Below are 21,364 nucleotides of genomic sequence, written 5' to 3' on the forward strand. Positions count from 1 at the left end.
GAAGTACGACGGCGGGACTCGCCTTCCCCATTTTCCCGCACCCGGGTGCCGCGCCGGAAATTTGCGGTCCCGGCCGGCTTGCCAGGCGTTGCCGTCCGTACTGTGCGAGCCGTGCGGCAGCGAGGGCCGCCTGTAGCCATGGTCAATGTGGGACAATCCCCGTCATGAACATCATCACCCTGACGGGCCAGCTCATCTGCCAAGACGAGGGCGAACTTGCCATCGTTGCAGAGCAGCTGCCCCGGCACATTGAAGCCACCCGTGCAGAACCCGGGTGCATCTCCTTCGAGGTGAACCAGACGGAGGATCCGCTGGTTTGGGACGTCTCAGAGTGCTTTCAGGACGTGCTGTCCTTTGAGTTTCACCAGGCGCGGGTCAAGGCAAGCGAATGGGGCCGGGCGACGGCAGGCATCAAGCGAAGCTATTTGGTGTCGGGCCTGTAACCCCGCTGTCCCGTTTCACGACAGTCGGACCAAAACCTCGAGTCCAGCCGGAAAGTCCGCGACGTCCTGCTGGAGCTAGCGCATCCATTTGTCGTCGATGGTCGTCACGACCCTGCTCCCGCTGCGCGTCCGTCGAGTAGATTCTGCACGGTGGCATTCGTGTTCTCGGCCAACCCTGCCGCAGCCTGGGCAACAGGCTCCTCCCTGGCAGAGACGGCTTGCACCTGTTCGAGCGTGTCGTCCACGATGCTTTTAGCGCCGCGGAGGCCCCACCAGCTGAGCTCGCTGACGAGATCATCCCTGGTGACGGTCGCGTGCAGGTACTTCTTGTTCACAGCGAGGGCCAGCTTCCCGTCCAGCCCCTCGCGAAGACCGTGAGGTACAAAGTCGTACGCCGGCGCCAACGCAATGTGCCCATCGGCATGATGTAGGAGACCCAGGTTCTTCGCGTGCATGTCGAGGTTTGAAATGGCAACGCCGAGGGTTGTGATGACGGCAAGCTGGCGCATATCGCCCGCCTCACCATGGGTTCGCAGCACGTCAGCGATGCGCTTAAGATTCACGATGCCGCCGTACATCTGGTACTTCTGGTTCCCGCCCGCCCCGAGGACCTGGTTGAAGTCTTCTTGGTGAACTCTCCCACCAGGGACTGCGAGATCGCGGTCGAACCGTTGGATTACGAGCGCGTCGGTTCCGCCAAAGTTTGCAAGATGCGTGTCAAAGCTGGCAACGCCAAGCGCACGGGTGAACCGCGCCCCGTACTCTTCGTCGAATATTTCCGTGGGCCGGCTTGAAACCACCGGCTTCACGATGTGCGTTGAAGGGAAGCCGCCGAAGACTTGGTGCCACCTGCCGTCCAGTTGGGTAAGAACGATCTTCGGCTGCACGCCGGCGAGCGACGTCTTGCCCTGGACGCCGGAGTTCGCGAGCGGGTTCGCGGCGCGCTCAGTAAGCAGAACGTGCACGTCCTCCTCCGACACCGGTCGAGCTTCTGGGGTCTGCGGCTCCGTAGGATCGTCAGCGTCCCAGATCTGAAGCGCGCCGGCGATATCGCGCCCGAACCGGCCCAGGAACGCCAGGGTGTCGCGCCTGCGCAACCCGGCCATCGCCAGCATGAACTCAAGCTGGTCACCTTCCGAGAGGAGTTCCTCGAAGAAGTTTCGCCGCCGCGCCGCGTGCGCCTTGTTTGGCCGGGCGACCAATGGCACAGCGACGGATAAAGCCCGGCTACCCACCCCGAAATGATCGATGGCGGAACGCGCAGGCGTGAAGTCGAATGTACGCTCGTCGCCGTTCAGTTCTCCAATGAACTGCCCACACAGCTCAACGTGAAGCCTCATCGCGGTCCCCCACTCTCAGCGCTGCGAAGCGGGTCAGCACTGTCGTCCCACTCAGCAGTGATGGTCACACCGCATTCGCCCAAGAGCTTGAAAAGCCTTTCCGCGTAGAGGGTGTAGCTCTCGGACTCCAGATTGCTGATGGCGCTCTGGGTGACGCCGGTTCGAGCGGAAAGCTCCCTCTGGGACATCCCGGCCGCCAGCCTCGCCTGCTGCAAAGCCATCCCCAGATCAGCCGGTGAATGGATCTTCGCTATTTGTTTCGACACGTTGAGCCTCCCCAGCGACACGGGCGATGCCGTGATATGAATATTCGAATCATAGCCGTTGATATGGTTTTCCGCATCAATTCACGCGAGAGCTGGACGGGGAGCAGGACGGGGGTCAGTGTTTCGAAAGCGATCATTGCTACGCCCCAGAACACCTCAACCAACACAAGCGCACAACCTGGCGCGAGGCAGATCATTTACCGAGGTTGAGCATGAAGTCGCGTGGGCCGCCGAGCCACCGCCCGTTGGCAGCCCAGATGCAGTCAGCCGCCTGCCCAGGTGGCCGCCGCCGAACCGTAGCCGCGCGCCTCCACGGATGTCCGGGCGGGCACGCCATCCACCACCACGGCCTGCGGCAGGCGTTGACCCGGTCCCCAGCCGGTGCTTTCAGCCTCCCATGCAAAGCTTTCAGCTGCCGGCAGGTCCGAATCGTCCAGGGATGGCCCGGTCCGCATCAACTCCACGGCCGTCCGGGCCAGGGACAGCCGGGCGTTGCGCACCCTGCCGTCCAGGACCTCCCGCCACGCATCGATGGCCGCGGCGGCCGTCAAGTAGCCGGTGGCGTGGTCCAGCGCCTGGACGGGAAGCGGGAACGGCCGGTCCCGGCCAAATTGTTCCATGCCGGCATGGGCGATCCCGCAGCTCATCTGCACCAGCGAGTCGAAGCCGCGGCGCTGCGCCCACGGGCCCGTCCAGCCGTACGCGTCGAGGGCAACGTTGACCAGTGCCGGGTGGCGTCCGGCCAGCACTGCGTCGGAAAGCCCCAGCCGGTCCAGTGCGTCGGGGCGGTAGCCGTGGATGAAAATGTCGGCGCCCGCCAGCAGCTCCTCCAGACGGGCCAGGCCCGACGGCGACTTCACATCCAGGCGGGCGCAATGCTTCCCCAGGGTCATTTCCGGCTCCAGGCCGGGCTCGATCCAGTCCGGCGGGTCGATCCGCAGGACGTCGGCCCCGTACAGCGCCAGGAAGCGGGTGGCCACCGGGCCCGCAATGACGCGGGTCAGGTCCAACACGCGGACTCCCGCCAGGGGCCGGGCGGGAGTCACTGCAGGCCGCGGGCCAACCCTGCGGGCGCCGGCGTCGTGCCTGCCAAACGGCGGCACACGGCGTTCCGGTCCCCAGTGCACCAGCGGCTCCGCGGCGATCGCCGCCCCCTGGGGATGGGCCAGCCACTGCTGCCGGGAATGCATGACGGCGGCGCACCCGTTGGCGGCCGCAATGGCATCCTCCAGCTCCACGCCGGACCGCGACGCCACAGCCCGGGCCACGTGTTCCCGCCCGGCACCGGCGGGCAGTCCCAGGACGGCGAGCGCCGCGGCCCGGTGGTGCGGGGCGTTGGTGTGGAGGCGGATCCAGCCGTCGGCGGTGGGGTAGTCGCCGGCGATGGAGTCCCAGACAGGCGGCAGTTCCCAGCCGTCGGGCCGGAAGGACAGCCCAAACCAGGCGGAGGCCACGGCCCGGTCCACAGCCACGACAGGCGTGAGGCTGCCCAGCCGGCCGCACAGCTGTGCCACGGCGGTTCCGGCGGCAGCCATGGAGGCAACCGCCAGCCCCGTGACGTCAAAGGCGGACGGCAGCGAGCCGGTCCCCGTCAGCTGCACCCTGCTGTCCGTGGCGAAGTTTCCGTTGCCGACCGTGAGGTTCATGGCAACAGGCTACGCCGTGGCGCGGGTCCCGGGAACGGCCCCCGCAATCCGTAGCATGGAAGCATGGCTGACGTGACTGCCCCGACCGATTTCACCACGGCTCCCGAGGCCTCCACCACCGCAGGAAAGGTCCGCGGCAGCTGGCGCCCATGCCCGGGCGCAACGGCTGAACAGGCAAAATTCACGCACTCGGCCGCCTTTCTGGGCATCCCCTTTGCGGAGGCGCCCGTCGGCGATCTCCGCTTTGCCGCACCTTTCCCGCACGCACCCTGGGACGGCGTGCGCAGCGCCGAGGAGCACGGCCCCACCCCCCAGCGCCCCGGCCCGCCGGAACCCAGCCTCATCCCGGAGCCCTCAGTGCCGGGCGGGTCCACCTTGAACGTGGACGTCTTTACGCCGACCCCGTCCACGGCCGCCGCCCTGCCCGTCATGGTCTACATCCACGGCGGCGGCTACACGGCCGGCTCCCCCGCCAGCCCCTGGTACGACGGCGCCGCGTTCAACCGCGACGGCGTGGTCACCGTAAACCTCTCCTACCGGCTGGGCTTTGACGGCTTCGGCAGGATCGACGGCGCCCCCGACAACCGTGCCGTGCTGGACTGGCTGCTTGCGCTGGAATGGGTGCAGGAGAACATCGCCGCGTTCGGCGGGGACCCTTCGAGGGTGACGATTGCCGGGCAGTCTGCGGGCGGCGGCGCGGTGCTGACATTGTTGGGCATGCCCCGGGCCCAGCCGTTGTTCGCACAGGCCTGGTGCATCTCCGGGGCCTTGGGCGACGTCCCGGCCGGGAGGGCGCAGGGGCTGGCCGAACGCCTGGCCGGGCTGGCCGGCGTCGAGCCTTCCCTGGCGGGGTTTGCCTCGGTGCCGGAGGAACGGCTGCTGGAACTGCAGCCCAAGGCGCAGGAATCGCCGGGCGGCCGTGACGGCGTGTTCGGCATGCTCCGGCGCGTGGTTTCCGGCGGGCTGTCGCTGGGTCCCATGGTCGACGGCGAACTCATCACCGCGTCCACGCCCAGCTCCCTCCTGGCCGGTGTCGGGGCGGACAAGCCGCTGGTCCTGGGCACGGCCGACGACGAATTCGCCATGGCCCTGGACGCCGTGCGGACCAAGCTTCGCCTAGTTCCCTCGCGCCTGCTGCTGGGCCAGGCAGGGCTGGAGCGGGGGCGGCGCAGCGCCTACCTCTCCGCCAACCGGGACCTGGCGCGGCTCGGCTCCGCGGCCGTGCTGGGCCGGTACATCAGCGACGCCGTCTTCCGGAGCACCGCCTTGAAGGTTGCCGAGGCGCGGGCGGGGGCCGGATCCGTGGGCACGTGGCTGTACCGCTTTTCCTGGCGCTCGCCCGTATTTGGCCGCGCCGTGCACTGCCTGGACGTGCCGTTCTTCTTTGACTGCCTGGGCGCGGGGCGCGTTGACGCACTGGCCGGAGGCAATCCCCCGCAGGCGCTGGCGGATGACGTCCACGCGGCCGCCGTCGCCTTCGTCTCGGGAGGGGATCCGGGCTCCATTTCGGGCCTTGGGGCCACGGGCTGGCCGCGCTACTCCGAGGCCCGCGGCACAAAGGTCTTCGACACGCCGTCGTCAGTGGTGGAAGACGGCTACGCTTCCGTGCGGCCGCTGCTGGACTGATCCAGGGGCTGCCGCTGGGCGGGCGCCGGCGTTCGCCGCCACCGGGTGATCGCTGCCAGCCGGCCCTGGCTGATGGCGATGCCTGCCACCACGACGACGGCGCCCACGGGCTGGTTCCAGCTCACGGGCTCGGCCAGGATGGCCACGCCCAGGCTGACGCCGACAATGGGCGTCAGGTAGGTCACGGTGGAGGCATTTGCGGCGCCCCACGCGGCCACCAGGTTGGTGTTCCAGACGTATGCCAAGCCGGTGCCGGCCATGCCCAGGATGAGAATGCTGGCCACCACGCGCGGCGTCAGGTGGACGGGCGCCATGGCAATCCACGGAGTCAGGATCAGCATCATGACGGCACCCAGCCCCACCTGAACCGTGGCGAGGGACAGCGAGGGCAGGCCACGCGGCGAGACGAAGCGGCGGAGGTAGACGAAGCCCAGCCCGTAGCAGGCCGTGGCCGCCAGGCAGGCTGCCTGTGCGGCTAACGAGCCGCCGCCCGCCCCGCGCCAGGGGCCCAGGACAATGAGGACTCCGAGGAACCCGGCCAGCAGTCCCAGCAACCTCACCTTGCTGGGCCGCTCCTGCGGCAGCGCCACGAGTGCCACCAGCGTGGTCATGAGGGGTGTGGTGGCGTTGTAGATGCTGGCCAGTCCCGAACCGATGGTCTGCTCGGCCCAGGCGTACAGGAGAAAGGGCGCCACGCACAGCAGCAGGGCGACGACGGCGAGGTGGGCCCACACCACGGGCCTGGCGGGCAGCTGTTGCCGCCTCACCAGGGAAATGGCAGCCAGTGCCACGGCCCCCGAGCCCAGCCGGCCCAGCACCACCTGCGCCGGCGACAGCCCCTCAAGGCCAATCGCGATGAACAGGAAGCTGGCACCCCAGACCACGGCCAGTGTGACAAATTGGGCCAGCGGCCACTTGTTGGCGGAACTCTTGTTCGACATTCGCATCTTTCGTTACAACAGCCATTGGCCGCCCTTGGATTCAGCGCACCTCCGGAATCGGGGCACCACTGTGCAGACGTTTGCCGAGGACAAAGTGTGAGATTGCCGTTGTGGCTGTCAGGGCCGGGTGTACCGGGGGCCTTCTGGGTTCCGCGTCTTCAAGGCCTGGTGATGTTCGTGCCGCTTCGGTCTGTCATTGTTTCCCACCAGCCGGGACATTGCACACCAGCTGCCACACGTACCCGTCAGGGTCGGTCACCGTTCCGATGTACTGCCTGCGTCCGCTGGCGTGGTCAACGAGTTGCGGCTCCACCACCGTGCCCCCGGCGGAACGGGCCGTATCCAGCAGCCGGTCCACCTCGCCCGTGGACCCGATGGCGCAGCTGAGCACGCCGTCGCTGCGGCCGGCAGCCGAACCAGGCACCAGCCCCGTGTTCCGGGCAAAATCCTCCGGCTGGGCCAGGAACAACGTCAGCCCGGGCAGTCCAAGGCACACCAGGCCCAGCATCAGCCGGGCGTCCGCCATGCCCAGCCCGTCCCGGTAAAAGGCCAGCGAGCGGGCCGCATCCGCCACCACCCGCGACAGCACCACACCGTCCGTTTCCATGTCCGTCATCCTTTCATCCATGGTGCCGGTCAGTCCGACGGCGCGAAGTTGCCTTCCAGCCCCGGAACGCAGGCGCCCGTCCACACGGACAGCGCCTCGTCGCGCGAGGGAAGCCCGTTGATGGCCGGGCTGAGTTCCGGCCGGTGCACCCAGGCCCCCGCCTCCTCGGCAATCAGCGCGGCCGCCGCGAAATCATGTTCAAAAAGCCCGTATTCCAGGTACGCATCGACCCCGCCCTCGGCCACGGCGCACAGCTCCAGGGCCGCGGAGCCCAGCCGGCGGAAATCGCCGAAGTTGTCCATGCGCCCGTTCAGCTCGGACACCAGGCGGCGCCGCACCACGGGATCGTAGGTCAGTGCCGTTGACAGCAGCGTGCCGCCCCGGGCTTCCAGCGGCCCCCGCAGCCGGCGCACATCCTGGGCGCCGTCGGCCCGGGTTTCATCCAGCCACGCGCCGCCGCCGCTGGAGGCAAAATACGTCCGCCGCAGGGCGGGTGCGTTGACCACGCCGGCCAGCCAGCCGCCGTCGGGCCCCATCACGGCCACCGAGGTGCAGTGGTAGGCGATGTTGCGGATGAAGTTCATGGTCCCGTCCAGCGGATCGATGCTCCACCGGTAGCCTGACGGTTCCGCGGGCAGGGCCGGTGCCAGCTCCTCCCCCGTGATGACGTCGTGGGGGCGGGCGTCGGTGATGACGGAGCGCACGGCCCTCTCGGCGGCGAGGTCGAAGGCGGTGACCCAATCGGCGTCGGAGGACTTTTCCGTGGCCCCAAATCCCTCCGGGTCGCGCGCTGCCAACACGGCAGCCCCGGCCGCAGCCGCACGCAGCGCCACTTCCAACAGTTCATCAACGGATACGGAATGGGGTGTCATGGCTGTCCTTCGCTGGGTCCAGGCGTGAAGCGTTCCACGAATCTTGGGGTTTCTCCACGCGGCACGTTTCCGCCTCCACTCTACGGCGTGCCGGGCTGCACGGCCGGAATGTCACCGGCAAAAAATTTGTCGGATGTAAGGCCGGGCTCCACGGCACGGCTCCCCTCAACCCGAACCGCTCGGCGCCGGCACCGGCACCGTCCGCACAAAATAGGATGCGCCGCGCTGTTTTGGACGCACGGCGACACAAAGTGGGCCCGGCAGAGGAATGTAGGGAACTTCGTAGACATCGGATGTTATGCATGCCAAAATGTTTTCGAGTTGCGCAACTCAAGTCTCTTGCGGGTTTGCGCCGTCAAACATCCGATCAATGTAGCTCAGGAGTTGTTCATGGCTTTCCCCCAACCCGACCGTCGCCAGATCCTCAAGCTGGGCGGCGCCCTGGCACTAACACCCCTCCTCACCCAGTTCCTGGCCCGGTCCGCCTCGGCCACGCCGACAGCAGTCCCGACAGAAGTCCCGGCCGCCGTGCTGGCACCCCATCCGGCCCTGTCCAAACACGCACTGTGGTACCAGCTCCCCGCCACCGACTGGCAGTCCGGGGCCCTGCCCATCGGCAACGGCCGGCTCGGCGCCATGTTTTTCGGCGACCCGTCCAGGGACAGGATCCAGTTCAACGAGCAGAGCCTGTGGGGCGGGGTGAACAACTACGACAACGCCCTGGCCGGGCTCGACGACGAAGCCTACGACACCTCCGTGACAGGTTTCGGCTCCTACCGCACCTTCGGCGACGTGGTGGTCACCTTCGCCGAACAGCCCGTGGTCACGGCGCCCGGAGGCCCCTACAACAACTCGTCCTCCGAAACATTCACTGCGACGATTGACGGGAACCCGGCCACCAAGTGGTGCATCGACGGCCCGCCGGCCACGGTGACCTGGCAGGTCAGGCTGCCCTCCGCCGTCGCGGTTTCCAAGTACACCCTCACCAGCGCCAACGACGTCCCCGCGCGCGATCCCCAGCAGTGGACCCTCTCCGCCTCCAACGACGGCACGCAGTGGACCGCCCTGGACAGCCGCACCCTGCCCGCGCCGTTCGAGAGCCGCTTCCAGGCGAAGGACTTCACCGCCGCCAACACGGCTGCGTACAGCTGGTACAAGTTCGACTTCACCCCGAAGACCGGCGTCAGCCACTTCCAGGTCGCGGAGATCGCCCTGGGCGGCGTCAGCTTCGGCGGCCAGTCCGCGCTCTACCTCTCCTCCCCCTCCGGACAGTCCGACGGCGACGGCAGCGGCGCCGACATCGTGCGCACGCTTGACGGAAGCACCGCGTCGGCGTGGGTGGCACCCCAGCCGGCTGCCGGCGTCGTCTGGCAGGCAGACCTTGGCACGGGCCGCGTGGTGACTTCCTACTCCCTGACCTCAGCCGCGGACACCCCTGCCGAAGACCCCACGGCCTGGACCCTGGAAGGCTCCACGGACCGCCTGTCCTGGACCGTCCTGGACAGCCGGCAGCCCGGGGCGCCCTTCGCCTCGCGCGGCCAAACCCTGGCATTCACCCTCGCGGGGACCAAGGCGTACAGCTCCTACCGGCTCACCCTCCGCGGGGGTGCCGGTGCCGCCAATCTGCGCCTGTCGGGCGTGGGGCTGGCCGGCCCCGGCTTCGATTCCGGCACCGCTTCCGCCGTTGCCGAGTACAGGCGCGCCCTGGACCCGACCATCGGCGTCCATGTCACCCAGTTCGGCACCGCCGGGAACCGCGTGCTGCGCGAGGCGTTCGCCAGCCGCGCCGCTGACATCATCGTGTTCCGCTACGAAACCGAGCGGCCCGGCGGCCTCTCGGGCACCATTTCCCTGACCTCTGGCCAGGATGGCGTGGCCACCACGGCCAGCGCCGCTGCAGCCACGCTGGCCTATTCCGGCACCATGGCCAACCAGCTCAAGCACGCGGCCACCCTGCAGCTCGTGGACACGGACGGCACCCTGACGGCCGACGGCGCGTCCCTGCACATCGCCGGCGCTCACACCATGACACTGCTGCTGGACGCCCGCACCAATTACAAGCTCGACGCCGCCGCGGGCTGGCGAGGTGCCGACCCCGGGCCCGGCATCACCAAGGCTCTCGCTGCGGCCGCCGCCCGCCCCTACGCGGACCTACGTTCCGAGCACCAGGCGGACGTGGCCGCACTCATGTCCCGCGTCTCCGTCAACTGGGGGACGACGCCGGACGCCGCCGCCAAGGCCCCCACTGACCTGCGCCTGTTGGCCTACGGCGGCGGGGGCGAGGACCCTTCGCTGGAACAAACCATGTTCACCTACGGCCGCTACCTGCTCATCGGCTCCTCGCGCCCCGGCGGGCTTCCGGCAAACCTGCAGGGGCTGTGGAATGACAGCAACTCCCCCGCCTGGGCATCGGACTACCACACCAACATCAACATCCAGATGAATTACTGGGGCGCGGAAACCACCAACCTTTCCGAGTCGCACCAGCCCCTCATCGACTTCATCGGCCAGGTGGCCGTGCCTTCGCGGCTTGCAACGCGGAACGCCTTCGGCAGGGACACCCGCGGCTGGACGGCCCGGACCAGCCAGAGCATTTTTGGCGGCAACTCCTGGGAGTGGAACACCGTGGCCAGCGCCTGGTACGGACAGCACGTCTACGAGCACTGGGCCTTCACCCAGGACGGGGACTACCTCCGGTCCACCGCGCTGCCCATGCTCAAGGAAATCTGCCAGTTCTGGGAGGACCGCCTGGTGCCCGACTCCAACGGGCTGCTGGAATCCCCCAACGGCTGGTCACCCGAGCACGGCCCGCGCGAAAACGGGGTCATGTACGACCAGCAGATCATCTGGGACCTGTTCCAGAACTACCTCGACTGTGAGGATGCCGCCAAGGACGACGCCGGCTACCGGGCCAGGGTGGCCTCCCTCCAGTCCCGGCTGGCCCCCAACAAGATCGGCAGGTGGGGCCAGCTGCAGGAATGGCAGGAGGACATGGATGATCCGAAGGACATCCACCGGCACACCTCGCACCTCTTCGCGGTGTACCCGGGCCGGCAGATCACCCCGGCGGGTTCCCCCGAATTCGCCGCCGCCGCCCTGGTCTCACTGAAGGCCCGCTGCGGCGAGCAGGACGGCGTGCCGTTCACCGAGGCCACCGTTTCCGGCGACAGCCGCCGCTCCTGGACGTGGCCGTGGCGGGCTGCACTGTTTGCCCGGCTGGGCGAGGCCGAGCACGCCCGCCTCATGCTGCGCGGGCTGCTGCGCTTCAACACCCTGCCCAACCTGTTCTGCAACCACCCGCCGTTCCAGATGGACGGGAACTTCGGCATCACGGGCGCCGTGGCGGAGATGCTGGTCCAAAGCCACACCGGCACCATCCACCTGCTGCCGGCACTTCCGGCAGCGTGGAAGGACGGCTCCTTCACGGGCCTGCGCGCGCGGGGCGGCTACGAGGTCAGCTGCACGTGGGCCGGCGGCAAGGTCACCTCGGTGACGGTGGTGGGCGACAGGTCCCCGAACCAGGGCAACATCACGGTCCGGATGAACGGGCAGGACTACAAGGTCAAGCCCACCCAGCCCGGGCACCAGCTCAAGCCCTTCTCGCCCAGCTAACGGGGCAGGCCGGTCACGGGCCGGCGGGCCCCTCAGCGGGTTCGCCGGCCGGCCCTTCAGCCAGCAGTTGCACAAAGCCGTCCTCGTCCAGCACTTTCAGGCCCAGCGATTCGGCCTTGTCCAGCTTGGTGCCGGCGTTCTCCCCCGCCACCACATAGGAGGTGTTCTTCGAGACGGAGCCGGAAGCCTTGCCGCCGCGGGTGATGATGGCCTCCTTGGCCTCGTCGCGGCTGAAGTTGGGCAGCGTCCCGGTCACCACAATGGTCAGGCCCTCAAGCGTGCGCGGGGTGGATTCGTCCACCTCGTCCTGCATCCGCACCCCGGCCGCGGCCCAGGCATCCACAATGTCCCGGTGCCAGTCCACGCCGAACCACTCGATGAGCGCCTCGGCAATGATGGGCCCGACGCCGTCCACGTTTGCCAGTGCCTCCTCCGACGCGGCCCGGATGCCGTCCATCGAGCCAAACGCCGTGGCCAGTGCGCGGGACGCGGTGGGCCCAACATGCCGGATGGACAGCGCCACCAGGACGCGCCACAGCGGCTGCGACTTGGCCTTCTCCAGTTCCTCAAACAGCTTTTCCGTGGTCTTGGTGGGCACGGACGGCTTCTTCGCCGTCGCCTTCGTGTAGAAATACGGCACCTGCTGGAAGCGGCCGGTCCCTTCGCCCTTGGACCGGATTTCCCGCCACACCACCACGCCGGAGAGGTCCAGTTGGGCGATGTTGAAGACTTCAGCCTCACTCACCAGGGGCCCCGGGCCGGCGGGCGCAATGGCGCCGCCGTTCTCCGCCGGGTCGGGGCCGGGCCCGTTGGTCAGGGCGGCGGCCGCCTCGTAGCCCAGGGCCTCGATGTCGAAGCCGCCGCGGCCGGCCAGGTGCGCCACACGCTCGGTCAGCTGGGCCGGGCAGGACCGCACGTTGGGGCAGCGGATGTCAATGTCGCCCTCTTTGGCCGGGGCAAGTTCGGTGCCGCAGGACGGGCAGTGGGTGGGCATCACGAATTCGCGTTCTTCGCCGGTCCGCAGCGCCACCACGGGGCCCACGATTTCCGGGATGACGTCCCCGGCCTTGCGCAGCACCACGGTGTCGCCAATGAGCACGCCCTTGGCCTTGACCACGTCCTGGTTGTGGAGGGTGGCCATTTCCACGGTGGAGCCGGCCACCTTCACCGGGGTCATGACGGCGTACGGGGTGACGCGGCCTGTGCGCCCCACGTTGACCCGGATGTCCAGCAGCTTGGTGTGGACCTCCTCCGGCGGGTACTTGTAGGCCACCGACCAGCGGGGCACGCGGGAGGTGTTGCCGAGGGCCCGCTGGGTGGCGAGGTCGTCCACCTTGACCACAATGCCGTCAATTTCGTGAATGAGGTCGTGCCGGTGTTCGCCGTAATGGGCAATGAACTCCAGCACCTCGGCCAGGGTGTCCAGCACCTTGAAGTACGGGCTGGTGGGCATGCCCCAGTCCTTGAGCTGGGCGTAGGTTTCCGACTGGGTCGCCGTTTCCAGGCCTTCGCGGGCGCCGATGCCGTGCACATACATTCGCAGCGGGCGCTTGGCGGTCTCAGCGGGGTCCTTCTGCCGCAGCGATCCTGCCGCGGTGTTGCGCGGGTTCGCATAGGGCGCCTTGCCGGCGGCCACCATTTGCTCGTTGAGGGCGGTGAAGTCCTTGGAGGCGATGAACACCTCGCCGCGTATCTCCACCTCGGAGGGGAATCCGCTGCCGTGCAGCCTCTGCGGGATGTCCTTGATGGTGGCCACGTTGTGCGTGATGTCCTCGCCCGTGGTGCCGTCCCCGCGCGTGGCCGCCCGCACCAGCACGCCGTCGCGGTAGAGCAGGTTCACGGCCAGCCCGTCAATCTTCAGCTCCGTCAGCCACTTCGGTGGGGTTCCGTGCTGCTTTTCCACGGATGCCGCGGCTTTGAGCAGCCAGGCTTCCAGCTCCTCGAGGGAGAAGACGTCCTCCAGCGAGTACATGCGGGCCAGATGGTCCACGGCGGCGAATGCCACCGAGACATCGCCGCCTACCACCTGCGTCGGGGAGTCGTTGGTGACCAGTTCAGGATGGAGTGCCTCGAGCTGCTCCAGTTCGCTGTAGAGGACATCGAATTCGGCATCCGAGACCAGGGGTGCGTCGTCGTTGTAGTAGGCGGCCCGGTACTTGGTGATTAGTTCCACCAGCTCCGCGTACCGCTCCCGGACTTGGGTGGATGGGGTGCTGGGGGGCTCGACGGCGGCGCCACCGGGTCCAGGGGCAGTGGCCCCTTCCACTGCGGGCACTTCTTCGGCGGGATTCACAGGCTGGCTAGTCACTGTTCCATCTTGCCGTAAAAGCACCCCGAACGCCCCCCTTGTTTTCGACGTGTTCGGTCTCCGTAGGCCGGGCCATGGCGGCAGCCATTTGTTACGTCCCGGGAGCGCCCGGGCGTGTGCCTTCAATCACACTGGCTCCCCCGGCGCGCGGGCCTTCGAGTAGCGTTGAAGGCGTTGCCTCAACGACGAGGCAGCCGGAAGACAATCAAAGGAAGCAACGGCGCATGAGCTTTGAATCGCACTCCATGACCCTCAAGATCTGGGACCACTCCACCATGGAGCCCACCTTGGAATCTGCCATTACCCACATCTCCGCCCGGGCCAACGCCCCGAAGGAACATGTCAGGGTGGTCCGCAGCGGACCGAACATGTTCACGGTCAGCGTGGGCGAGGAATCACATGCGGGTTTCACCGTTTAATCCCGCTGCCCAACGAATGCCGTCGCAACTCCATGTTGCGGCGGCTTTTTCGTCACCGAGCAGCAACGGCTGAAAGGCACAGTGTCCGAAATGGGACCTTTGAACGGTTGCTAGTGGGGGCGGTGGTCCTTGCCGTCCAGCCACAACTCCGTGGACTCATCACGGTGCGTTCCGTCCGTGCCGACGTGCTTTTCGCTGATGGTTGGCCCGTTTTTGACGACATGCACAATGGCCATTGCATGGCCCCTTCCGAGTCCGTATTCCTCATTCAGCCAGTCAATGATTGCTCCGGCCCGCACCGGCGGTTCGGACAGCCCGCGCTCGTGTAACAAGGTGAGGAGTTCGCGCGGCGTGAGGCCGGTTTTTGATTCGATGGTGTCGAGGTATGCCTGGAAGGACATTATTTCCGTCTCCTTGAACTTGGCCTGCTAGTGAGGTGATAGACGTCACTGTATCCAAATGGTACGGTACCGTCTAGTACTAAGGAGGCTTGGATGGAGTCCGCCAGCGGGACCGGAAGGCGTAGTGAGGAAAAGCGCCAGGCCATCCTCGACGCCGCCCTCAGGGTGTTCACAGCCAATGGATATTTGGGGACCACCACCGATCAGCTTGCAGCGGCAGCCTCGGTGTCCAAACAAACACTCTACAAGTACTTCCATGACAAGGAAGGCCTGTTCACTGCCCTGATCACCACAGTGAGCGACCGGATACACGATCCGTTTCAAGGACTCACTGCTGCAATGGGCACTGCCCCGGATTCCGAAGCCGCCGTCAGGATCCTGGCGGAACAATTCGCGCACTCCATCATGTCCGCACAGGTACAGCAAATCCGGCGGCTGGTCATTGCCGAAGCTGCCCGATTCCCGGACTTGGGACGGCTTTACTGGCAACGCGGATTCGAAAGGGTCCTGGCGTCGGTCGCCGCTTGCCTGCGGGTATTGGCCGAGCGCCAACTGCTGGCAATCGCCGACCCCGCCGTCGCTGCGCAGCACCTTGCCGGAATATTGCTGTGGATCCCCAGCAACAGGGTCATGTTCTGCGGCATCCCCGATCAATTCGAAGCGGAGACCGAGTTGAAGGAGGTTATCGAACTGGGGGTCAAGGCTTTCATCTCGGCATACCGCTTTGAAATAACGGAGATACAAAATGCTCAACAAGGTTAAGGCAAGTGAACTCGTCATCGGCTCCGGGCGCACCGCCAAATTCGAAGGCCAAGGATACGGATCCGGAGTTTCCTTCTTCCTGGTCGACAACGACCCTGGCCAGGGACCGGATCTCCATCGCCATCCCTACAGCGAGACCTGGGTGGTTCTCGAAGGGACGGCGGTGGTCACCGCGGACGGGACGGACACCCTTGCGGAAGAAGGCGACATCCTCATTGTCGAAGGTGGGACGCCCCACCGATTCCGCGCCACAGGTGCGGGCAGGCTGCGCATGATGTGCATTCACGCGTCGCCGGTGTTCCTCCAGGAGAACCTCGGCTCGTGAAGAACTTCCAGGCCGGGCCGGGCCATACGTGGGTTCAAGCTGCCAGCGAACCCTGGAGCCACGCAAGTATGGTGTCGACACTTTCGGGGTCGAGCCGCGTGCCGGCGTCGTTATAGCCATTGCCCGGCGACGCGGCGACTTCGGCAGGGGTGCGGTGGTCTTCCTTGAACACGTGGTTGGCGTTGGCAGGGAAGGCAAATGTCACGTTCGCCATGCCGGCGGCAGCTTCCCGGAGGGGGCCGCCGTCGTCCTTGGCATCAATCTGCACGTCCCGCCGGCCGATCAGGACCAGCGTGGGAATCCGGACCTTGGCCAGCGCGTCGGTGGCGGATTCGTTCCACAGCTCGCGGGCCAATGGCAGGTTCGCCGGCGTCTCGAAGCTGGCAAGGACCATCTTGACGCTGTCGGGAAGGGCGGGATCGGGAGCCATGGGCTGCCCGGCCGAGTAGCGTGCCGCAGCCTCCTCCACCTTCCCCATCAGCTCAGTGCCGCCGGGGATCTGGGCGGATTGGAGCGCCAGCTGGGACAGCAGCACTGCCTGGACCGGGCGTCCGGGCGGCGCGGCGAGGACGATCGCGGCGAACGGGACGGCCTGGGTGCTGGTGGCATAGTGGAGCACGTGGAGGCTGCCCTCGCTGTTGCCGAAACCGGCAATCCGGGCGGGGTCCACGAAGTCCTGGCCGGCGAGCACCTGGACGGCGGAAACCAGTTCGTCCAGGTGCGACTGCATGCTCAGTTTCCCGATGAGCTTGGGGACATTCTCCATCGCGTGCGGGCCGGACACCCGCTTGTCGTAGCGCAGCGAAGCGATCCCGGCATTGGCGAGCGCCTCCGCGAAGAGCCGCCCGCTGCCGTTGCTGCCGGGGAGCATCGGGGAGCACCAGTCCCGGTCCGTGGGTCCGCTGCCGGCGACAAGGACCACCGCCGGGACTGGCCCCTCGCCGTCGGGTTTCACCACCGTGCCTTCCATGGTGATGCCGTCAAGCTGCCAGGACACCTCTTGGGAAATTGCCATGCCGCCAGTCTCACAACGAATGGCGGCCCGGGCAAGGCGGGGCGGTACCACTTTCCGTACGGGAACTGCCGGATGGTTGGTGGCTAGTGGGTGTCGATCCAGTAGCGGCGCTTGCCGTTGCGGCTGTCTTCGTAGACGCCGCCGTTCTTTTCAATGGTTGCCCGCGAACCGGCGTTGTCCTCGTCGCAGGTGAGCAGTACCCGCTTCAGACCCAGCCCCTGGGCGATGGGCAGCGAGTCTTTGAGCGCTTGGGCGGCGTGTCCGCGGCGGCGTGCCGAGGGCCGCACGCTGTAGCCGATGTTCCCGCCCTCGTTGAGGAGAAATTCGTTGAGCTCGTGGCGGATGGCCAGGGAGCCCAGGACGGTGCCGCCGTCGGCGATCCAGAGGTAGGTGCACGACACGTAGCCGGCTTTCCGCGGTGTTTCCGGCAGCGCGTCGGCGATGAGCTGGTCCACAAAAATGGCGAACTCCTCGGGATCCCGCAACTTTTCCAGCGGCCAGTCCTCGCCGCCGCCGCCATCCCTGTGGGCGCCCGCAAATTCCTCGGCGCCCTCCAACCAGGACGTGTGCAGGCGTGGGTCAGGTGTGATGAGTGTGGCCATTACAAAATCGTATCCGAGAGTCCGGCTGACATCCCCCGTGGCCGGTGCCAGACTGGGGGGATGAACATTCAGGACTGGTGGCCCCGGCTGGACGCGCCAACGCAGCAGTGGCTGATCGAGAACAACGGTGACACCGTGCCGCCGGACATTCAGGCCCGGATTGCCACCGCCGCGGGCGCGCCGGCTGCGGATTCTTCATGGCTTGGCGACGCCGACCCGGCCCATTTTTCCCTCTCCGACGAAGCCGTCGACTGGATCGAGGCAGTCGCGAACGGCGAAGATGGGTAGCCCGTCCGCGTCAATGAATTGACCTGACGACGGCGGCAAACTTGGCAACCATTGACACCCTCGCGTTGACCGACGAGGGTTGCCCCATGAGCCGGCCCATCCGCATCCTGTCATTCGTGGCCATTGCTGCTCTCATGGCGGCGGCCGCCGCGGTTGGGGTGCGGCTGTGGACCGTCCATCAACAAACCTCGGACTGGGCGTTGTGGCCGGAAGCGGTTCCATCGAAGGTGCAATTTTCCGGCCGCGTTTACAGCTGCCCGCATCCTGCATCGCCGGAGAACCAGTCGCTGGACGGATTGACCATCCAGGGCCGGACCGCGGGCGGCGGCGACATCTACGCACACGCCGCTTCCCTGGGCCCAGGCACCACCATCGTTGTCCGAACGGATCGAGGGTTGTTTGGCTGCGTGCTGATCGGCGGACAATAGCCAGGGCATAGGCTGTGGGCATGAGTCGTCCAGTGGAGCCTGATGAGGCGTTGCAACGCCTTCCACCCGGGATGCCACGGCATTTCGCTGAATACAAGCCCGTTGCCGAAGCTGTTCCTGCGCCGCCTGTAACGAACGTCGGCGGCTATGACGAATTGCTCAACTATTTCCGCTCACGAGGGGAAAGCCTGCCGCGCAGCAGGGAGGGTCTGGCCGCCGTCGATGCGGCGATCGATGGCGGCATTCCCGCCGAGGCGTTCCCAGACCTCGCCCGGTCCATTGGAATGTTTTACGGGGACGTCCTCACCCACAGCATTACCGGCGCGCATTGGAAAGTGGTGGCCAGTGGCTTCCCCGAGGTCCGTTTCACCGCAAAGGACTCCGTCGACGTCGTGCACGTGGCACAAAGGAGGCTCAGCCACAGCTACCCCAGCCTCGTGGAAAACTTCTTCCACGTACTCGAAATGGCCGCCGCGGCTATGTGAGGGGCAGCGCCGCCCAGGCGGTGGATGCCACCCGAAGTCCCGCCGTCGGGCGTCAAGAGCGCTTGACTGCCCGGGAATTTGCCACGGACCACACGGCAGTGAGCAGACATACCTGGACCATCGCCAGCGACAGCGACCGGTCAAGGACCACGGCCGCCACAAACTCAATCACTGACAGGATCAAGGCGGCAACGCCGACGGCGGCGAATCCGTGGCGCGCCAGGACACGGTCACGTTCATCCCTGTACTCCATCGCGTTGAGCCTGTTGATGTCCAGGGATTCCGGCCGGCGCACATACACGGCGCACGCGAGTCCGCCCGCCCCGCACAGGAACAGCAGCAAGGCGCCGAACCAATTTCCGGCCAGCGCCGTGGCCGCGGCGCCAACCACAAATGTGGCAACAAGGACCTGGTTGATTCTCGAGATCGGAATCCGGCTAGTCAGCTTCAATGCGAAACACTTCCTCAACGGTGGACCCGAAGAAACGGGCCAAGCGGACTGCCAGGACAAGGGAGGGATCATACCGCCCCGTCTCGATGGCGTTGATGGTCTGTCGCGAAACCCCCAAAACCAAGCCGAGGGCTGCCTGGGACAGGCCGGCCTCCAGGCGTCTGCTTCTGACCTCGGAAATCATGTGACAAGCATGCTTTACAGCAGTGATAGTGTCAAGCGCGCTTGTCCATTCCCGTCGTATTGGCGGGACCAGGTCCGGCGGCGCCCGTCAGGCGACGGCGGTGTAGCCTGCAAAGGTTTCCAGGAGCTGGTTGGCGTAAATAGCGTTTGCGAACATCAGCCCGTTGCGCCCCATGATGGGCAGCGGCAGGTCCACCAGCTGTCCGCTGCCGTTGTGGGACACCTGCATGGTCAAGACGGGAAAGCGCCGTCGCCCGTTGGAGATAATGAAATGGTCCGGGTGCACGTAGGCAATGTCGGCCCAAGACAACGTGGCGCCCGGTGCGCCTGAACGGGGCGAGCGCCACAACTCGATTCCCGCCGGACCAAGAGTGACCACCGGCATCAAGCCAAGCCGCGGCCGTTCCTGGCCAATGTTTCCCAAGGCAGCGCGGAGCTCGGGCGTGCGTTGGCTCAAAAAGACCGCAGCATTGGGCCGGGCAGCCCTGGCCCCGGACTGCTTCCGGCGCATGAACACGACCATGGGTCCCAGGATCAAGGTTATGAAGGTCGCGGCCAGGACGAACCCGGCTCCCACGGCGAGGACCGGGAAAGCCACGTCGCGCGGTGCGGAGGCCCCCTCCGCGATCGAAAGGACTGCCGTCAGAAGGAAAACAAACAACACGAACGCCAGCAGTCCCCACAGCATCAGCTTTTGCTTGCGCCTGGCACCCGGAATCTCCACGAACTGCGGCGGATAAGGTTGCGAGGGAGGCAGAAATGCGCCGGTGGCGGTTCGGAAGGGGTCAGGCAGCGAATCCTCTGGCATGTGAATGAGTCTATTTGCCCTTGGCCACCCACTGGCGCCGCCGACGGCGGCCGCCGTCGGGCATTAGCCTATCCAAGCGCCACTGAGGTGGGTACCGTATTGATACAGCGGGCAAGGCTTGGGGAGCGGGGAAAATGATGCGCAGGGGAATTGCTTTTGCAGTTGTGGGGGTGCTGCTTGTGCTGCTGCTGTCCATAATCGCGCAGCTGTGGCTGCTTCCGGCGGAAATCCGAAGCGTGGCCGCCACATTCCCCGAGGTCGAGCGGCTCGCCGCGCCGGCCATCATCTGGGGTGCCGTCGCCATCGCCTGCTGGCAGGCCATTGCCCTCATCGGCTTGAGGCTTGCCGCGCCCCTTCGCCGCGGGGAATTTGGTCCCGCCTGGTACGGCTGGCTGCGCGGCATGCTGGGGTGCCTGATGGCATTCCTGGCGCTGGTGGTTGCCGCGTTAATCGCGCTGAACGTGATGGGCTACGCCACGCCGGGAGTCATGCTGGGACTCCTGGGTTCCGGCATCATTGCCGCAGTTGGGGCCGGTTCCCTGGCTTTGTTTCTGGAGAGCCGGCCGCAGGCCCATTTTCGGCACGCATAGGCTGGTCCCTTCGCGGCCGGGGGTTTGAATGCGGCTTGAGTTCGCTGACCAGCACACTGACCACAATGAGCGCCGCACCCACCAGCGCCAGTCCCGGGAGACGGTCCCCGGCAATGCGTCCGATGATGCCTGCCCAGACGGGCTCACCCGTGTAAATGATTGTGGCCCGGGCGGGCGTCACTGACTTTTGCGCCCAGTTCATGGTGGCCTGGATGATGCAGCTGGCCACGCCCAGCCCCACCGCTGTCACCACCCAGCCCCAGGAAAACGCGGGAACGGCCTCCCCCGTCACCGGCACCGCAGCAAAGCCCAAAATGCCGCACACCAGCAGCTGGACTACGGTAACCCGACCCAGGTTGACCCTGCCGGCGAAGAGGCTGATCAGGATAATCTCGCCCGCTATCGGCAGGGTGCTGAGCAGGGTTGCGACCTCCCCCGGGCCCAAACCGACGTGAACGGCGTCGGGCCCAGCCAAAAGAACCAGCCCGGCGAAGGCGAGGACCACCCCCACGAATGTCATGGCCCGCGGCCGCTTCCGGGACACGGCCCATTGCAGAAGCGGCACCATGGGCACGTAGAGGGCGGTCAGGAACGCGGAGGTGCTGCTGGCGATGGACTGCAGGCCGAACGTCTGCAGCCCGTAGCCGAAGAAAATCATGACGCCAATGGCCGCGCCAGCGCCGACGTCGGCCCAGCCCATCCCGCGCAGGGACCGGCGGAACAGGATGCAGGCTGCCAGCCCGGCGACGGCGAATCTCAGCCCCACAAAGAACATGGGCCCGCTGTGCTGCATGGCAACATGGACGGCCAGGAACGTCCCGCCCCAGACGGCCGTGATGGCCACGAGGGCCAGTTCCTGCCTGCTCAGTGGGGACTTTCGCGCCCCGGCCAACACCCGGTCCCACATGTGCATCATTCTGCACATTTTATGGTGCAGAATAGTGCA

At 66.6% G+C, this 21,364-nt stretch carries 24 protein-coding genes; 10 read left to right on the top strand and 14 right to left on the bottom strand.

Annotated elements, in window-relative coordinates; translation table 11 throughout:
* The first annotated feature begins 164 nt into the window (after window positions 1-164).
* Complete coding sequence (locus tag LPN03_RS06925) at window positions 165-443, top strand: putative quinol monooxygenase (RefSeq protein ID WP_262453676.1); 279 nt, start codon at window positions 165-167, stop codon at window positions 441-443.
* Between the two features lie 104 nt (window positions 444-547).
* Here the strand turns inward: LPN03_RS06925 and LPN03_RS06930 are convergent, their stop codons facing one another.
* From LPN03_RS06930 to LPN03_RS06935, 3 genes are all read right to left on the bottom strand, one after another.
* Entirely contained in the window at window positions 548-1,783 is a 1,236-nt protein-coding gene (locus LPN03_RS06930; RefSeq protein WP_262453677.1) for a type II toxin-antitoxin system HipA family toxin, read from the bottom strand.
* Window positions 1,780-2,004 carry a helix-turn-helix domain-containing protein gene (locus LPN03_RS20930; protein WP_165180230.1) on the bottom strand — a complete coding sequence of 75 codons (225 nt, stop codon included), beginning with the start codon at window positions 2,002-2,004 and terminating at the stop codon, window positions 1,780-1,782. The genes LPN03_RS06930 and LPN03_RS20930 overlap by 4 nt, the downstream gene beginning before the upstream one ends.
* A gap of 308 nt (window positions 2,005-2,312) precedes the next feature.
* A complete protein-coding gene (locus LPN03_RS06935) occupies window positions 2,313-3,695 on the bottom strand; it encodes a CoA transferase (RefSeq protein ID WP_262453678.1) in 1,383 nt (460 codons plus the stop codon).
* Window positions 3,696-3,758: 63 nt separating this feature from the next.
* Here LPN03_RS06935 and LPN03_RS06940 point away from each other — a divergent pair, with 63 nt between their 5' ends.
* Complete coding sequence (locus LPN03_RS06940) at window positions 3,759-5,321, top strand: carboxylesterase/lipase family protein (RefSeq protein ID WP_262453679.1); 1,563 nt, start codon at window positions 3,759-3,761, stop codon at window positions 5,319-5,321.
* Here the strand turns inward: LPN03_RS06940 and LPN03_RS06945 are convergent.
* The 3 genes from LPN03_RS06945 to LPN03_RS06955 all read right to left on the bottom strand — a co-directional run bounded on the left by LPN03_RS06945 (window position 5,291) and on the right by LPN03_RS06955 (window position 7,741).
* A complete protein-coding gene (locus LPN03_RS06945) occupies window positions 5,291-6,262 on the bottom strand; it encodes a DMT family transporter (protein ID WP_262453680.1) in 972 nt (323 codons plus the stop codon). The genes LPN03_RS06940 and LPN03_RS06945 overlap by 31 nt on opposite strands.
* Window positions 6,263-6,455: 193 nt before the next feature.
* Window positions 6,456-6,878, bottom strand: coding sequence for a VOC family protein (locus LPN03_RS06950; protein ID WP_262453681.1), 423 nt, complete (start codon window positions 6,876-6,878; stop codon window positions 6,456-6,458).
* A gap of 20 nt (window positions 6,879-6,898) precedes the next feature.
* Window positions 6,899-7,741: an inositol monophosphatase family protein gene (locus LPN03_RS06955; RefSeq protein ID WP_262453682.1), complete on the bottom strand. Its 843-nt coding sequence runs from the start codon at window positions 7,739-7,741 to the stop codon at window positions 6,899-6,901.
* 390 nt (window positions 7,742-8,131) lie between these two features.
* Between LPN03_RS06955 and LPN03_RS06960 the strand changes: the two genes are divergently transcribed.
* Window positions 8,132-11,353, top strand: a complete 3,222-nt coding sequence (locus tag LPN03_RS06960; RefSeq protein WP_262453683.1) for a glycosyl hydrolase family 95 catalytic domain-containing protein — start codon at window positions 8,132-8,134, stop codon at window positions 11,351-11,353.
* 13 nt (window positions 11,354-11,366) lie between these two features.
* On the opposite strand, the gene ligA is transcribed toward LPN03_RS06960, so the two are convergent.
* Window positions 11,367-13,661 (bottom strand): NAD-dependent DNA ligase LigA, encoded by a 2,295-nt coding sequence (gene ligA / locus LPN03_RS06965; protein WP_410468570.1) that lies wholly within the window; start codon window positions 13,659-13,661, stop codon window positions 11,367-11,369.
* Window positions 13,662-13,885: 224 nt separating this feature from the next.
* Between ligA and LPN03_RS06970 the strand changes: the two genes are divergently transcribed.
* A complete protein-coding gene (locus LPN03_RS06970; protein WP_165180165.1) occupies window positions 13,886-14,080 on the top strand; it encodes a hypothetical protein in 195 nt (64 codons plus the stop codon).
* 110 nt (window positions 14,081-14,190) lie between these two features.
* Here LPN03_RS06970 and LPN03_RS06975 read toward each other — a convergent pair whose 3' ends face one another.
* Entirely contained in the window at window positions 14,191-14,481 is a 291-nt protein-coding gene (locus tag LPN03_RS06975; protein WP_262453684.1) for a DUF4287 domain-containing protein, read from the bottom strand.
* 93 nt (window positions 14,482-14,574) lie between these two features.
* Here LPN03_RS06975 and LPN03_RS06980 point away from each other — a divergent pair, with 93 nt between their 5' ends.
* Both LPN03_RS06980 and LPN03_RS06985 read left to right on the top strand, forming a co-directional pair.
* On the top strand, window positions 14,575-15,243 hold the full coding sequence (locus LPN03_RS06980; RefSeq protein WP_262453685.1) for a TetR/AcrR family transcriptional regulator: 669 nt from the start codon (window positions 14,575-14,577) through the stop codon (window positions 15,241-15,243).
* Entirely contained in the window at window positions 15,227-15,568 is a 342-nt protein-coding gene (locus LPN03_RS06985; protein ID WP_165180168.1) for a cupin domain-containing protein, read from the top strand. The genes LPN03_RS06980 and LPN03_RS06985 overlap by 17 nt, the downstream gene beginning before the upstream one ends.
* Window positions 15,569-15,602: 34 nt before the next feature.
* Here the strand turns inward: LPN03_RS06985 and LPN03_RS06990 are convergent, their stop codons facing one another.
* Window positions 15,603-16,583 carry an alpha/beta fold hydrolase gene (locus LPN03_RS06990; protein ID WP_262453686.1) on the bottom strand — a complete coding sequence of 327 codons (981 nt, stop codon included), beginning with the start codon at window positions 16,581-16,583 and terminating at the stop codon, window positions 15,603-15,605.
* 83 nt (window positions 16,584-16,666) lie between these two features.
* Window positions 16,667-17,185, bottom strand: coding sequence for a GNAT family N-acetyltransferase (locus LPN03_RS06995; protein WP_262453687.1), 519 nt, complete (start codon window positions 17,183-17,185; stop codon window positions 16,667-16,669).
* A 60-nt stretch (window positions 17,186-17,245) separates the two neighbouring features.
* On the opposite strand from LPN03_RS06995, the gene LPN03_RS07000 reads away from it, so the two are divergent.
* Genes LPN03_RS07000 through LPN03_RS07010 form a run of 3 tightly spaced genes read left to right on the top strand, consistent with a single transcriptional unit; the run spans window position 17,246 to window position 18,386 of the window.
* Window positions 17,246-17,473 carry a hypothetical protein gene (locus tag LPN03_RS07000; RefSeq protein ID WP_165180171.1) on the top strand — a complete coding sequence of 76 codons (228 nt, stop codon included), beginning with the start codon at window positions 17,246-17,248 and terminating at the stop codon, window positions 17,471-17,473.
* A gap of 41 nt (window positions 17,474-17,514) precedes the next feature.
* Window positions 17,515-17,901 (top strand): hypothetical protein, encoded by a 387-nt coding sequence (locus LPN03_RS07005; protein ID WP_262453688.1) that lies wholly within the window; start codon window positions 17,515-17,517, stop codon window positions 17,899-17,901.
* 20 nt (window positions 17,902-17,921) lie between these two features.
* Entirely contained in the window at window positions 17,922-18,386 is a 465-nt protein-coding gene (locus tag LPN03_RS07010) for a DUF6278 family protein (protein WP_262453689.1), read from the top strand.
* 52 nt (window positions 18,387-18,438) lie between these two features.
* On the opposite strand, the gene LPN03_RS07015 is transcribed toward LPN03_RS07010, so the two are convergent.
* The 3 genes from LPN03_RS07015 to LPN03_RS07025 form a co-directional block, all read right to left on the bottom strand.
* Window positions 18,439-18,837 (bottom strand): hypothetical protein, encoded by a 399-nt coding sequence (locus tag LPN03_RS07015; RefSeq protein WP_262453690.1) that lies wholly within the window; start codon window positions 18,835-18,837, stop codon window positions 18,439-18,441.
* Window positions 18,824-19,021 (bottom strand): helix-turn-helix transcriptional regulator, encoded by a 198-nt coding sequence (locus LPN03_RS07020; protein ID WP_262453691.1) that lies wholly within the window; start codon window positions 19,019-19,021, stop codon window positions 18,824-18,826. The genes LPN03_RS07015 and LPN03_RS07020 overlap by 14 nt, the downstream gene beginning before the upstream one ends.
* A gap of 87 nt (window positions 19,022-19,108) precedes the next feature.
* Window positions 19,109-19,828: a hypothetical protein gene (locus LPN03_RS07025; protein WP_262453693.1), complete on the bottom strand. Its 720-nt coding sequence runs from the start codon at window positions 19,826-19,828 to the stop codon at window positions 19,109-19,111.
* A gap of 134 nt (window positions 19,829-19,962) precedes the next feature.
* Between LPN03_RS07025 and LPN03_RS07030 the strand changes: the two genes are divergently transcribed.
* A complete protein-coding gene (locus LPN03_RS07030) occupies window positions 19,963-20,418 on the top strand; it encodes a DUF2975 domain-containing protein (RefSeq protein ID WP_262453694.1) in 456 nt (151 codons plus the stop codon).
* On the opposite strand, the gene LPN03_RS07035 is transcribed toward LPN03_RS07030, so the two are convergent.
* The gene (locus LPN03_RS07035) at window positions 20,342-21,334 is read right to left on the bottom strand and encodes a DMT family transporter (protein WP_262453695.1); all 993 of its coding nucleotides are present in this window, start codon (window positions 21,332-21,334) and stop codon (window positions 20,342-20,344) included. The genes LPN03_RS07030 and LPN03_RS07035 overlap by 77 nt on opposite strands.
* Window positions 21,335-21,364: the final 30 nt, after the last annotated feature.

Origin of the sequence: Arthrobacter sp. A2-55, from assembly GCF_025548615.1 — a bacterium.
In the GTDB taxonomy this organism is placed as follows: Bacteria; Actinomycetota; Actinomycetes; order Actinomycetales; family Micrococcaceae; genus Specibacter; species Specibacter silviterrae.

Excerpts from the sequence above, each read along its gene's own strand:
- LPN03_RS20930 (WP_165180230.1), bottom strand. The coding sequence starts at position 2,004 with ATGGCTTTGCAGCAGGCGAGGCTGGCGGCCGGGATGTCCCAGAGGGAG.
- LPN03_RS07035 (WP_262453695.1), bottom strand. The coding sequence starts at position 21,334 with ATGATGCACATGTGGGACCGGGTGTTGGCCGGGGCGCGAAAGTCCCCA.
- LPN03_RS06970 (WP_165180165.1), top strand. The coding sequence starts at position 13,886 with ATGAGCTTTGAATCGCACTCCATGACCCTCAAGATCTGGGACCACTCC.
- LPN03_RS06925 (WP_262453676.1), top strand. The coding sequence starts at position 165 with ATGAACATCATCACCCTGACGGGCCAGCTCATCTGCCAAGACGAGGGC.
- LPN03_RS06975 (WP_262453684.1), bottom strand. The coding sequence starts at position 14,481 with ATGTCCTTCCAGGCATACCTCGACACCATCGAATCAAAAACCGGCCTC.
- LPN03_RS07020 (WP_262453691.1), bottom strand. The coding sequence starts at position 19,021 with ATGATTTCCGAGGTCAGAAGCAGACGCCTGGAGGCCGGCCTGTCCCAG.
- LPN03_RS07030 (WP_262453694.1), top strand. The coding sequence starts at position 19,963 with ATGATGCGCAGGGGAATTGCTTTTGCAGTTGTGGGGGTGCTGCTTGTG.
- LPN03_RS06950 (WP_262453681.1), bottom strand. The coding sequence starts at position 6,878 with ATGACGGACATGGAAACGGACGGTGTGGTGCTGTCGCGGGTGGTGGCG.
- LPN03_RS06935 (WP_262453678.1), bottom strand. The coding sequence starts at position 3,695 with ATGAACCTCACGGTCGGCAACGGAAACTTCGCCACGGACAGCAGGGTG.
- LPN03_RS06930 (WP_262453677.1), bottom strand. The coding sequence starts at position 1,783 with ATGAGGCTTCACGTTGAGCTGTGTGGGCAGTTCATTGGAGAACTGAAC.
- LPN03_RS06960 (WP_262453683.1), top strand. The coding sequence starts at position 8,132 with ATGGCTTTCCCCCAACCCGACCGTCGCCAGATCCTCAAGCTGGGCGGC.
- LPN03_RS06980 (WP_262453685.1), top strand. The coding sequence starts at position 14,575 with ATGGAGTCCGCCAGCGGGACCGGAAGGCGTAGTGAGGAAAAGCGCCAG.
- LPN03_RS07010 (WP_262453689.1), top strand. The coding sequence starts at position 17,922 with ATGAGTCGTCCAGTGGAGCCTGATGAGGCGTTGCAACGCCTTCCACCC.
- LPN03_RS06990 (WP_262453686.1), bottom strand. The coding sequence starts at position 16,583 with ATGGCAATTTCCCAAGAGGTGTCCTGGCAGCTTGACGGCATCACCATG.
- LPN03_RS06985 (WP_165180168.1), top strand. The coding sequence starts at position 15,227 with ATGCTCAACAAGGTTAAGGCAAGTGAACTCGTCATCGGCTCCGGGCGC.
- LPN03_RS06955 (WP_262453682.1), bottom strand. The coding sequence starts at position 7,741 with ATGACACCCCATTCCGTATCCGTTGATGAACTGTTGGAAGTGGCGCTG.
- LPN03_RS07025 (WP_262453693.1), bottom strand. The coding sequence starts at position 19,828 with ATGCCAGAGGATTCGCTGCCTGACCCCTTCCGAACCGCCACCGGCGCA.
- LPN03_RS06940 (WP_262453679.1), top strand. The coding sequence starts at position 3,759 with ATGGCTGACGTGACTGCCCCGACCGATTTCACCACGGCTCCCGAGGCC.
- LPN03_RS06995 (WP_262453687.1), bottom strand. The coding sequence starts at position 17,185 with ATGGCCACACTCATCACACCTGACCCACGCCTGCACACGTCCTGGTTG.
- LPN03_RS07000 (WP_165180171.1), top strand. The coding sequence starts at position 17,246 with ATGAACATTCAGGACTGGTGGCCCCGGCTGGACGCGCCAACGCAGCAG.
- LPN03_RS06945 (WP_262453680.1), bottom strand. The coding sequence starts at position 6,262 with ATGTCGAACAAGAGTTCCGCCAACAAGTGGCCGCTGGCCCAATTTGTC.